The sequence below is a fragment of the Methanohalophilus portucalensis genome, from assembly GCF_002761295.1.
GTDB classification, from domain to species: domain Archaea; phylum Halobacteriota; class Methanosarcinia; order Methanosarcinales; family Methanosarcinaceae; genus Methanohalophilus; species Methanohalophilus portucalensis.
In genome coordinates this window covers 1,054,246-1,066,129 of the sequence record NZ_CP017881.1, presented here as the reverse complement: position 1 = coordinate 1,066,129, position 11,884 = coordinate 1,054,246, and the positions used below count along the sequence as shown (strand labels likewise).

The 11,884-nt window shown below is 44.4% G+C and carries 16 protein-coding genes; 8 read left to right on the top strand and 8 right to left on the bottom strand.

Annotated features, from left to right (window positions below; translation table 11 throughout):
* Window positions 1–13 precede the first annotated feature (13 nt).
* A complete protein-coding gene (locus BKM01_RS05570; protein ID WP_072358528.1) occupies window positions 14–544 on the bottom strand; it encodes a type IV pilin in 531 nt (176 codons plus the stop codon).
* Between the two features lie 223 nt (window positions 545–767).
* Between BKM01_RS05570 and BKM01_RS05565 the strand changes: the two genes are divergently transcribed.
* The 8 genes from BKM01_RS05565 (at window position 768) to flaJ (ending at window position 8,170) form a co-directional block, all read left to right on the top strand.
* Complete coding sequence (locus tag BKM01_RS05565; RefSeq protein ID WP_072358526.1) at window positions 768–944, top strand: 4Fe-4S binding protein; 177 nt, start codon at window positions 768–770, stop codon at window positions 942–944.
* A gap of 266 nt (window positions 945–1,210) precedes the next feature.
* A complete protein-coding gene (gene pyrH / locus BKM01_RS05560) occupies window positions 1,211–1,915 on the top strand; it encodes a UMP kinase (protein ID WP_072358524.1) in 705 nt (234 codons plus the stop codon).
* 87 nt (window positions 1,916–2,002) lie between these two features.
* Window positions 2,003–3,169 (top strand): FlaD/FlaE family flagellar protein, encoded by a 1,167-nt coding sequence (locus BKM01_RS05555; protein WP_072358522.1) that lies wholly within the window; start codon window positions 2,003–2,005, stop codon window positions 3,167–3,169.
* Window positions 3,159–3,593, top strand: a complete 435-nt coding sequence (locus tag BKM01_RS05550) for a hypothetical protein (RefSeq protein ID WP_072358520.1) — start codon at window positions 3,159–3,161, stop codon at window positions 3,591–3,593. The genes BKM01_RS05555 and BKM01_RS05550 overlap by 11 nt, the downstream gene beginning before the upstream one ends.
* Window positions 3,594–3,633: 40 nt before the next feature.
* The gene (locus BKM01_RS05545; RefSeq protein WP_233125570.1) at window positions 3,634–4,116 is read left to right on the top strand and encodes a flagellar protein G; all 483 of its coding nucleotides are present in this window, start codon (window positions 3,634–3,636) and stop codon (window positions 4,114–4,116) included.
* Complete coding sequence (locus BKM01_RS05540) at window positions 4,103–4,825, top strand: ATPase domain-containing protein (protein WP_233125569.1); 723 nt, start codon at window positions 4,103–4,105, stop codon at window positions 4,823–4,825. The genes BKM01_RS05545 and BKM01_RS05540 overlap by 14 nt, the downstream gene beginning before the upstream one ends.
* 18 nt (window positions 4,826–4,843) lie before the next feature.
* A complete protein-coding gene (locus BKM01_RS05535) occupies window positions 4,844–6,496 on the top strand; it encodes a type II/IV secretion system ATPase subunit (RefSeq protein WP_072358516.1) in 1,653 nt (550 codons plus the stop codon).
* 9 nt (window positions 6,497–6,505) lie between these two features.
* Window positions 6,506–8,170, top strand: a complete 1,665-nt coding sequence (gene flaJ, locus BKM01_RS05530) for an archaellar assembly protein FlaJ (RefSeq protein WP_072358514.1) — start codon at window positions 6,506–6,508, stop codon at window positions 8,168–8,170.
* A gap of 3 nt (window positions 8,171–8,173) precedes the next feature.
* On the opposite strand, the gene BKM01_RS05525 is transcribed toward flaJ, so the two are convergent.
* From BKM01_RS05525 to BKM01_RS05495, 7 genes are all read right to left on the bottom strand, one after another.
* Complete coding sequence (locus BKM01_RS05525; protein WP_072358512.1) at window positions 8,174–9,169, bottom strand: isocitrate/isopropylmalate dehydrogenase family protein; 996 nt, start codon at window positions 9,167–9,169, stop codon at window positions 8,174–8,176.
* Window positions 9,166–10,014, bottom strand: a complete 849-nt coding sequence (locus BKM01_RS05520; protein ID WP_072358510.1) for a DUF7714 family protein — start codon at window positions 10,012–10,014, stop codon at window positions 9,166–9,168. Before BKM01_RS05520 ends, BKM01_RS05525 begins: the two co-directional genes overlap by 4 nt.
* Before the next feature lie 4 nt (window positions 10,015–10,018).
* The gene (locus tag BKM01_RS05515; RefSeq protein ID WP_084006282.1) at window positions 10,019–10,495 is read right to left on the bottom strand and encodes a 3-isopropylmalate dehydratase small subunit; all 477 of its coding nucleotides are present in this window, start codon (window positions 10,493–10,495) and stop codon (window positions 10,019–10,021) included.
* A gap of 106 nt (window positions 10,496–10,601) precedes the next feature.
* Complete coding sequence (locus tag BKM01_RS05510) at window positions 10,602–10,865, bottom strand: type II toxin-antitoxin system RelE family toxin (protein WP_072358506.1); 264 nt, start codon at window positions 10,863–10,865, stop codon at window positions 10,602–10,604.
* Window positions 10,865–11,098: a DUF7557 family protein gene (locus BKM01_RS05505; protein WP_072358504.1), complete on the bottom strand. Its 234-nt coding sequence runs from the start codon at window positions 11,096–11,098 to the stop codon at window positions 10,865–10,867. The genes BKM01_RS05510 and BKM01_RS05505 overlap by 1 nt, the downstream gene beginning before the upstream one ends.
* Before the next feature lie 78 nt (window positions 11,099–11,176).
* Window positions 11,177–11,362 (bottom strand): YwbE family protein, encoded by a 186-nt coding sequence (locus tag BKM01_RS05500; RefSeq protein WP_072358502.1) that lies wholly within the window; start codon window positions 11,360–11,362, stop codon window positions 11,177–11,179.
* A gap of 133 nt (window positions 11,363–11,495) precedes the next feature.
* The gene (locus BKM01_RS05495; protein ID WP_072358500.1) at window positions 11,496–11,801 is read right to left on the bottom strand and encodes a nucleotidyltransferase family protein; all 306 of its coding nucleotides are present in this window, start codon (window positions 11,799–11,801) and stop codon (window positions 11,496–11,498) included.
* Window positions 11,802–11,884: the final 83 nt, after the last annotated feature.

The following is an 11,884-nucleotide window of genomic DNA, read 5'->3' as shown; positions in this document are numbered from 1 at the left end:
AAGTTTATGCGCCTCAGGAAGCGGTCAGAGTTTCTTCGATGACTATTGTGTTGGTAGGCGTATGTATGATTTTTACAGTTATCTGGTCACCTTTTTCTAAGGAACAGGAGCCACTATTAATACGAAACATAATCAATTCACCTGTAGAAAACTCGGGTTCTTTGATTGCTCCGGCAATCCCATCAGGGCTCTTGTCTATCATTTCTGATTCACCCTCAATATTCTCTTTCCCAAGAGAATTTTCTACAGGCAAATCAAAAATAACAGCTTGATTTCCAGAGACTTCAGTAGCATTCACCATAATTTCAATATCAGATACATTGATTGGATCACCACCATTATGATAGATATAGACAAACTGATCCTTCGCAAGACCATCTACATGATGAGAAATCAGTTCCCCACTTGAATGTGCCACAAAAGGTGCAGGCTCCTCTATTTCAAAGGCCGTGGCAAAGAAGATCAGAGTGACTCCAAGAACAATGGTTATGGCAATCATCAACATGATGCCGACAACGGGAGAAACTGCTTTTTCATCTTTCATTGTATCATATACCCAAATTGAGAGTGTGTTTACAATATCATTATATTACTCCAAAATAAATATGTCTTATAAATTAAAAAGATTCTGTAATCGCCCTTTACTCATTCGAAGTAAGGGGATACCAAGATGTTATAAATCCTAATCGATAACTTTTTATTTTAGTTATTTAATGATAGGATGAAGTCTATTAAGACGTCAAAAATCAACAGGAGAGTCGATAGATATGGTAGCAATAATCAATGTTGACGAATGTGTAGGTTGCGGAGCATGCGTGGACGAATGTCCATCTGAAGCAATCTCAATGAACGATGAAAACATTGCAGTCGTAGACGCTGAAGAGTGTGTGGACTGTGGTGCATGTGTGGACGTCTGTCCAACCGAAGCAATAACAATGGAATAATTATTCCATTTTCTCTTTACTTTTTTGAACAAGTTTGCCGGGTCAATCCTATGTCTGAAGAGGGAATCTATTACATAATCACTAACTGTTCTTCAGATGCCCCGGGTTTGGGCATAGAGCGATTGTATCAGGCATACCATTTATGAAGGTAGGAAAATGCAGCCTCATCATATCTTTTTTACAAAAAGGCTGTATTCTTCCCCTATTCCCATTTTGCATATCATATATTTACATAATACTTCTGAACAATATCCGGAGGACCATTCATGCTAGTAGTAATATCAATAGGCGGATCCATTCTTGCCAGGGACCTGGATCCGGAGAGGTTCGCAAAATACGCCGACATGCTGGAAGAGCTTTCGAAAGAACATTCCGTGGTAGTCGTGACCGGCGGAGGGGTTGCCGCCCGCCAGTACATAGAAGCTGCCAGGCAGGTCGGAGCAAATGAGGTCACCTGTGATTTTATAGGCATCGATGTTACCCGTCTCAATGCCCAGCTCCTCATAGCTGCCCTGGGCAAAAATGCATATCCAGAACCACCTCAGAGTTACAGGGATGCAGAACTTGCCCTGTCCTCCGGCAAAATCATTGTAATGGGAGGAGTAATCCCGGGACAGACCACAGATACGGTGTCCGCTGTACTTGCCGAGTATCTGGGAGCTGAGTTAATGGTGATTGCAACTTCCGTGGACGGCGTATATTCAAAAGACCCGACAGCATCCCCTGATGCTATAAAATTTGATGTGATGACTCCCAAAGAACTGCTTGATGTGGTAATGTCCACTGAAATGAAAGCTGGTTCAAAATCCCCTGTCGATCCCCTGGCTGCAAAAATAATCGAGAGATGCAATATTGAAACAATCGTTATGGATGGTTCCAGTGAAGGGGATATTTACAAAGTCGTAATGCAGGAAAAAATAAAGAGTGAACCTGTCGAAGGAGAACGTGTGGGTACACGGATCAAGAGCTGATTTGCCAATAAACTGGATTATTTATAAATAATAGTATATCAGAATATATATACAATTATATACTACTAAAGCATAATCCGTGATAGCATGGCGGGAATCGGGCAAACAATCCAGGGCCTCAAATCAAAATTCTTTAAGAAAAAAGGGAATCAAGACAAATCTTCCCTGCCTGATGAGGACAACGATTTTGCCAGTGAGCCGCCTTTTGATGAGGACTATTCAGACGGGCAGTCTAGCGAGGATTATGACAACTCGCCAGATTCGGATATAGCTGAAGAAAACACCCGGAGAATAGCAGAGCTTGAGGATAAGATCTCCAAGATCGATGTTACCGTTTCGATGGTGCAAAACGAAAACAAAGAAGTAAAAGAAACCATCGAGAAGATAGATCAAAGTGTTCTGGACCTTTTATCTTTGTATGAAGTTGTTTCAAACCAGGTCAATCCTTTTGTGGGCGAAGAAGAGGAAAATAAAGAAATTCTTGAAAGGTTTGACAAGAACGAAGAACACATCCACGAACTCTCAAAAAGCATGAAGATGCTGAGAAATGAGATTGCAAATGTCGAGCAAAAAACTGCTGCATCAGGTGTCTCTCCCGAAACCGGAGAACATATCGAGGCCATAAATGGCAAACTTGAAACGTTTGCAGATGCCCTTGTTGATACCAATGAACGCATGCAAGGGATTTCTCAGGCTATGGACAGTTTTACCCAGCGCGCAGACGTTCTTGAAGGCAGGATTGAAGACCTGACAATAACAAACGGGGAAACAGCCGAACGTATGAATTCACTCGAAAATGGTATTGCTAGCCAGCCGGATCAGCACAGTACCAAAAAGGCAAAACCCGATAGAGATACAGTAGAAAACGATTATGAAGAAGAGTTTGCCGGAAAACTGCCTCTGCTGGATCTTGACATTGTCAAGAAGAAACCTACCAATATAATTGTGCTTTTAAACTGGATAGAGTTCCTCATGGAAAGAGTAGGCAGGAACAATCTCATGGATGTCCTTGACTATTATGTCGATATAGGCTGGATCAGTGAAGGCGTCCGCTCTGAAATAATGGCTTATGCCCGGGGAATTGATTATTATGTGGAAAAACCTACCTGGAGATTGCTGCCTGAAGACCATACCAAATCCCTGCTGTTCATTGAAAAATTACGAGGACGCAAGATCGACAGGAACATGTTGAGTACCATCGATCGGGAAATGGCAAAAGTAAAACACGGCCTGGAGGAACTCTATGGGATTTGAGACTTCGGTTGTGGTGGCGATTTTCCTTATAGCATTCCTGTTTTTGGGTGGCACATATTATAATGGCTGGGCTGCATCCCAGGATAACCTGCAGACGGCCAAAGAAGATAATAATGCACTGATGCTGGAAAAAACACATACATCCATCAGTATCGGGGAAATAAATTATACCGGATCCAATACCAGTTATACAATAACCGTAGATGTGACAAACACAGGCAGCAGGGTACTGGATTGGGAACAAATAGATGTACTTGTCGATGGAGAGCTTACGGATTATAATACTTCAGCCGATACCCATACATGGAGTCCTGAAGAATCCGTTACTTTCACAATGGATAACCTCAACGGAAGCGACTGGCATCGCATAAAATTTGTTACTGAAAACGGCATCGGAGATTATGCTACCTATCATATTAATTGAAATGTAGCATATCCGGGACTAAAAAAAGGGAATGTTAAGGATGAAGCGAGTTACTGGGAACATAAGAGAAAATGAAGAGGCTGATACCGCCATTACCCATATGATCTTCTTCATTGCCGCTGTAATAATTGCAGTCTCAGTAGTTGCTGTACTGAATACCAATGTCCAGTCATTGACATCGTCTGCCTATACCAACAGTAATATTATGGCAGATCAACTCCGCACGGATATCACCATAGTCAATGACCCCGAGATTGTACCCAACAACAGTAACACATACAGTTTCTATGTGAAAAATACCGGTAAAACAAGCATACCTATTGATTATGTAGACGTGTTCATCGACGGCCTGCTGGTATCCCCCGATGACCTGAATTCGCGGCTTCAGGAAGAGGATGGGGTATGGAGTCCGGCGGATCTGCTTATTTTAGAGATTTCAACATCCCTTAGCCCTGGAGACCACAGGATCCTTGTTGCCGTGGAGAATGGGAAGACCGATGCAATAAACTTTGAAACTGAATGAGGCTGATGAAGTGCAAAACAACGTATATCCTTTCTCAATAGAAAGAGATGAATTCAACGATAAACTCGGGAAAGGGTTTCCCACGGGTTCTCTCATTGTCCTGGAAGGAGGAAGCGGCCAGGGAAAAAGTACCATCAGCCAGAGAATTGCCTACGGGCTTATTGAAAATGATACAAATGTGACCCTGATCTCCACACAGATGACCACCAAGGGTTTTATCAACCAGATGTATTCCCTGGATTACCCAATAGCCCAGCATTTGCTCAAAAACAGGTTGCTGTATATCCCTGTGATTCCACTGGTAAAGGCTGCAAAATCCCGTCTTGATTTTATTGAAAGACTTATGTCGGCAGAGGAATTGTTTAATAATGACATCATTATTATCGATACGATCTCAGCTCTTATCAAATACAGTGCAAACAGCGAAAAAAGCCTGGAACTCATCTCCTTTTTCAAAAAACTAAACGGAATGGGGAAAGTAATTATCCTGACAGTTGAAAGCGGCCAGCTTGAAGAAGAACTTAATGCGATGTTTCGTTCATCCTCGGATATTTACATGACATTAAAATCAAAAACAATGGGCTCGGAAGTGAAAAGAACACTGATCGTGAATAAGTTCACGGGAGCCAAAGGTAAAGTGGGACAGCTTATAGGGTTCAGGATAGAGCCAAAAGTAGGCCTGGTAGTGGAAATTGCTTCCGTGGCATGATAACAGAGAGATGAAAAAATGCAAGCAAATTTTCAGAAGGCAATGCAGGCAAATCCGCATCTCAAAACGTATGTAAGCCGGTTTATGAAACGCGGAGGAGATCGGCCCGAATTTCTGGTCAGCCTGCCCAAAGATCTGGATCCTGAAAATGTCAATATAATCATCCCGGTGGGAGATCCCGTATTTATTCATCTCTATGGCACACAAAAAATGGGAGAGGCACATTATTACGCCGTTGAACCCCAGCTCACAGAAAACGAGCAGCGCAAATATGAGGCTATAATTGATCGCATCCTCGAAGATTCTGCAGGAGAAATAGTCCCTGAATCTGAAAAAGAGTTGAAGGATACAATCAATAAGTTGCTTAACAAAATCGTGGAAGTCGGAAACGGAGGAGAACTACCAGGGGATACTGAAGGCGGAAGTCTGCTGCAAAAACTCATTCCCAAAAAACAAGCCATTCCCCTCACCCAGGCTGAGTATACCCATATCCATTACCACATCGAGCGTAATATCGTGGGATCCGGACCCATTGAACCCATCATCAGGGACCCCTATCTGGAAGATATTCACAGCATTGGCGTCTCGGGCGTATTTATCATACACAAGATACTCGGCATGATGAAAACCGATCTGACTTTCGGTACAGAAGCGGGGCTTGACGGTTGGCTGCGCAGTATGAGTGAGCGGATCGGCCGGCCGGTCAGTGATGCAAAACCCGTTGCTGATGGTGCTTTACCCGACGGATCACGTATCAATATCATTTACAGTCTCGATGTCAGTAAAAGAGGTAGCAGTTTCACGATGCGTAAGTTCAGTGATGTGCCCGTAAGCATAATCCAGCTCATAAACTGGGGGGCTATCGATATCAACATGGCAGCTTATATGTGGATGTGCCTAGAGAACGGGATGAGTGTATTCTTCAGTGGAGAAACCGCAAGTGGGAAGACCACCATGCTCAATGCCTGTTTGGCATTCGTAAATCCCAAGTCCAAGATCTATACGGCCGAGGATACCGCTGAAGTGCAGCCTCCCCAGGCAGTCTGGCAGCAGCTCATTACCCGTGAGGACGGACCACCGGAATCCAGGGTTGAAATGTTCACCCTGCTAAAAGCTGCATTGCGTTCCCGTCCAAACTACATCATTGTAGGAGAAATTCGAGGAGAAGAGGGTGCTGTGGCATTCCAGGGTATGCAGACCGGCCACCCCGTACTGGCTACTTTCCATGCATCAGCCGTTACAAAAATGATCCAGAGACTTACCGGTAATCCCATAAATGTACCCGTGACCTTCATTGATAACCTGAATGTGGCAATGATCCTGCAGGCGGTTTACAGGCAGGGCAAATTCCTGCGCCGCTGCATATCCATAGAAGAGATCGAAGGGTATTTCGAGGATGCAGGAGGGGTTGTCACAAGAGCGGTATTCCAGTGGGAACCGGAAACCGATACGCATAGTTTCCGGGGGTTGAACAACAGTTTCATCCTGGAGGACAAGATTGCTACGAAACTGGGATATGAGGATAAGAGGCAGATCTACAATGACCTGTTTTTGAGGGCAAAGATACTGGATGAGATGATCAAAAGGGATATCACTGACTACCATGACGTTTTGAAGATCATAGTAAATTTCTACAAATACGGTGTGCATGGCCTGCCTTTCAGTATATGAGATGATCGGATGAGTTACAGGAAAGCGTTCAAACTCATGAATATGGAACCTCTTGATTATGTCAAGAAGTTCGCCCTCCCTGTAATCGTGTTCGGATTTGTATTCTCGGCTATCTTTTACATCATGCTGCCCACCCTGTTTGTGGGAAATGCCCGTATAATCCCGGCACTTGTGCCTGTACTCTGTATTATTTTTGCCGTATACTATCCCATGTCCGTATTAGGAGGACATGCAGCAACTATCAACAATAATATGCATTACTACATCACCCAGATGGGCGTCATATCAACCGCAGACACGCCCCGGATTGATATAATCCGTATCATTTCACAGAATAAGGCTTATAAGACCTTGGCAGAGGAGAGCCGGAAAATATACAATCTTGTAACCGTCTGGAATCTGAGTATGTCTGCAGCATGCCGTTTTGTATCCAAACTTACCCCCTCAATAATTTATCAGGATTTTCTGGACCGGTTCGCCCACGGCCTGGAATCCGGGGAAGATATCCGCTCATTTCTGGCAGCTGAACAGAATGTTGTCATGAAACAATATGAAGCGATGTACAACAGCGCCATGTATATGATCGAAGTGATCAAGGAACTTTTCGTATCCCTGGTAATGGCGCTCATATTCATGGCCTCGTTTGCGCTCATAATGCCTGTGATCACCGGCATGGATGCCGTGATGCTGATGGGAATGGTCATTGCCATCTTTGCCATGGTCGATGTGGCCATGCTATTTTTCACAAAAAGCAAGGTTCCAAAGGATCCTATATGGATTCAATCAAATATTGTGACAAAGGAAAAGACACATCTGTACCGCTCCATTCCAATTTCTCTTCTGGCATGTTTGCTTGTGGCAGTTGCTCTAATGCTTGTTGACAAATTCCCCACCCCCATAGATATTGCAATTGTCGTGACACCCCTGGTCTATACAGGCAGGATAGCCAAAAAAATGGAAAAGGATATTCGCCGCAAGGACGAAAATTTTCCTTCTTTTATCAGGTCACTGGGAAGCTCCGCAGGGGCAAGAGGAGGGATGATCGATGATGCCCTGAAAGCCCTGAAAAGTCATGATTTCGGGCCTCTGACAGGGGATGTGAATGAACTGTACAAAAGGCTTACCACCCGTATCAATAAATTCCGGGCATGGGAGCTCTTTGCAGCAAATACCGGCAGTAATCTTATCGATCGTTTCAGCAAGATGTTCATCGAAGCCACGAACCTGGGTGGCAAACCCGATGTCATAGGGGACATGATCGCAAACAATTTCCTGAGGATTGTTACTCTCAGGAAAAAAAGGAGCCAGTCAGCATCAAGTCTTGTCGGTGTCCTGTACGGCCTTACTGCGGGAATAGCGTTTACCCTGAATATTTCTCTGGGTGTGGTTGACCTTATGCAGGACATGTTCACTTCATCCATGCAATCACCTGATGGTGTTGATTCAGGAATAGGTATGATCCTGCATACAGACGTGGGAAGCCTGGAGACCCTTTCCCTTCTGGTCCTTCTGATCATAGCAGTCCATGCCATTATATCTGCTCTTATGATACGGGTTGTGGATGGAGGCCATCCTCTGGCCGGTGCGATTGATTTTGTGATAATGATGTGGATTGGCGGAGGAAGCGCCGTGGTAACAGAAAAGGGAATTGCTTCACTGCTGGGTGTGACCTGAAAATCAGCAATGGGATTGTACGTAGTGCACCAGAAACTCTGTTACCTGCACTGTTGTAGAGTTGCCACCCAGATCTGCAGTCATTATATTTTCATTAATAGAAGCTTCCACCGCTTCCCTAACAATGAGGGCCTGTTCAGGTTTATCCAGCCAGTCCAGCAGCATGGCCACTGAAAGTATGGCTGCAATCGGATTGGCTATACCTTTCCCTGCGATATCGGGAGCACTACCGTGTACCGGTTCAAAAAAAGCCTTTTTTTCTCCAATGTTGGCACTTGGCAGCAGACCCAGACTACCCACAAGCGCCCCGCCGAGATCACTGAGGATATCCCCGTACAGATTGGGAGCCACAACCACGTCATATTTTTCGGGAGAGCGCACCATATCATAGGCCATGGCATCTACCAGCATGGCGTTGTGAATTACGTTGTGGGATTGGGCAACATCCCTGCAGGTATTGAGGAACAGGGAATCCGCCTTGATCACATTGGATTTGTGGACAATGGTCAGATGATTGGCTCGTTTGGCGGCATATTCACAGGCTACCTGTGCAATACGCTCGCAAGCCCTGCGGGTGATTATGCGCTTGCTCCAGGCCGTATCCGTACCCACTTCCTCGATGGAAGAATACAATCCTTCAGTATTTTCCCGCACCACCAGAATATCAAAATCCGTGTTGCCTGTGACACCTTTTATTCCCTTTATGGGTTTTAAGGGCCTTATATTGGCATAGAGGTCCAGTTCCCGGCGGATGGTCAGCAGCACACTTTTGTAATTGGGATCTGCCGGCGTGGTTACCGCCCCGAACAGGATACAGTCACAGTTTTTCAGGATTTCGAGGTCTGCATCCGTGATCGCCTGACCGGTCTTTTCCCATTTACCATAACCCAGTTCCAGAGGGATTTTTTCCAGGGGGAGGTCGAAGCAATCCAGTACCTGCAGTGCCGCAGGAATTACTTCTTTGCCCACACCATCCCCTTCAATTACAGCCAGTTTCATGCATAATCCTTCCTGATCCTGTCCACAAGTTCCCTGATCATGTTTGCCACATCAAATTCAGAGGCACCCCAGTGCACGGTTGCGCCGGGAAAACCATTGATTGTAACCTGACCTGCATTCTCAGCCCTACAACAGCGGGCGATGAAGGGACCTGTGGGTCTGACGATATCACTGGTGAAGGGGCAGAGACTGATAAACTCATATTCCAGACCAGGAAAACGGGATTCGAAAAGAGAGCGGGAAATTTCACAGCCCACAAGTAAAGAGCCAGGTTTTTCGATCACGTCATTATCCAGACATTTGCCTTCAAGACCCGAGGAAGAACAGGGGAAGACCGTATCAGGACCACTGAAGCGGGTCAGATCGATCGTGTTTTCTTTGAACGTGATAGTGAGATCGCCGAATATACCCGAAGTTTCCAGCCGGCGCACGACATCGGTCAGCCAGGAAGGATAGGGGGGAGCGATATCCAGGATTTCAAGTTCCAGAATTGTTGAGGGGTCGGGTTCATGGACAAAGGTCACATGATTATCGATTCCAGTAAAGATGACCGTGGTTATGCCGTTTTTACACAATTCTGCGGCCTTTTGAATCAGGAGGGAGCGGTTCTTTATATTGAGTTTTTCAGGGAAACTTACAATGTTTGCAGGTTTTGCGATCAGGTCCACGGATTCGGCTTTGCGCAGCAGGTCTTCACCACTGTGTTCCACCTGATAGAGCCATTTGTTTCCATTACATTTCTCCACAAGCATGTAGTGGGTCAGAAAATAGATGGGTTCTTTTGAATCCTCGTCTGGATGAATATGAGTTACACCCACATGCTTGTATTCTTGAGGGAATATCATGGATTTAGCCCTGCTGCTGTTTTCTGCGGTGTTCCACAAGCCCGCCGTCACTCAGTATTTCCAGGAGGAAATCGGGGATCTGCTGGCCACTGTAAGTCCTGTCTGCCACTTTCACAGTGCCTTCGGAGAGATTTACTTCGACCTCATCACCTTCCTCACATTCCACATCCGCTTCGATCAGCGGCAGGCCTACATTTATGGAATTACGGAAAAAAATGCGTCCGAAGGATTTAGCGACCACACAGCCCACACCTGCATGTTTAAGCGCCAGGGGAGCCTGTTCCCTGGAGGAGCCACAGCCAAAATTGTTGCCACCGACAATGATGTCACCGGGGGATACTTTGCTTGAAAAATCAGGGTCGATGCCTTCCATGGCATGATCGGCAAAAACCTGCATATCGGTGGTGCGCAGGTATTTACCCGGGATGATTACATCGGTGTCCACATCGTCACCGAAGATCCATGCTTTACCTTTAATCACTTTGTCCAATCCTCTCACCTGCTTAGGGATACCTCTTATCTATTATTTGTAGATAGCGAATTATGCATGATCAGGTACTAAATCAAAAAAGAGAACTCTATGAGTCTTAATATTTATTGTAGATGTTGCGTCTATGGCCTATTTCTATTACAAAAACAATCAGCTTGTCACCATCAATGCTCAAAATCACCCTGTATTCCCCTATTCTTAGTGAGTATAGAGGAGATTTCGGGGAACCTTTGAGTTTTTTCACATGAACTTTGGGATTTGACTTTATTTCCTTAATGCCAGCAACTACCCTTTTTGCCATATCAACGGGTAGCTTCTGTAAATCTTTTCTTGCACCCGGTGAATACAGGATAGTATACATTAGCGAAGCTCCAGTTCAGCTTCTATTTCTTCCTGTGTGTAATAATTTCCTTCCTTGAGATCGTGAAGGGCTTCTTCAACTCTTTTGAGAGTATCTTCACTCAAAGGCTCCTCATCATAAGCCATCCCAACCAACCTGGAAAGAACCTCATTATATGACTCCCTGGGAAACAGCTTCAGGTTATCAAGATTGTTTTTTACTTCAGAATCCACTTTAATTGTAGTTGTTGCCATATACTTGAGTATACTTGAGTATACTATATAAATTAAACGTGATGAGAATTCGGACCAAATGACCCAGCATCAATAGATTTACTTCACCCTTCCGACACTACCATCTTCCAGTTGTACTTTAATTCCATGGGGATGAGATGAAGATTTGGTGAGAATTCTTTTGACAATACCTCTGGTTATTTTGCCGCTCTTCTGGTCCTGCTTTAGAACTATTCCTACGTTTAACCCTGGCTTGATGTTCTTTCTGTTAGTGCCTGCATTCATGGTCTGAAGGTGATCCTGTAGGCATATAAGGTTGTTTATCAGTGGGAAAATTAGTTACAATAGGATATTTGATTCAGAAGATTGCGATATTATTGTATGTTGTGGAGAATCTGGCAGACTTGACGTTCATTCTTCATACCGGTGTGGCCTCATTCAGTATATTTTTCCCGATATTTGGCTTTAGAGCCTTTTTGTGCACAAGATCAACTTTTATTCCTAAAGTATCAGAAAGATAGTTTTCAAGTTCAATGAACTCAAGCAATCCCGGAGTTTCACTGAATTCGACCAGTATATCAAGGTCACTACTATTCGTTTGTTCTCCCCTGACATAAGAACCAAATACAGCAAGAGAAGCGACCTTATACTCCTCTTTTAATTTTGGCAGCATTTTATGGAGTTGCTTTTTGTAAGTATCAATTGCATTATTGTGTGAAACCATAGGTATCTGGTTGTTTTGTTTTAATTATATTAATCGATATCGACAACAAAAAAAAGGAATTCAAGAAAATCAGAAAAAGGGAG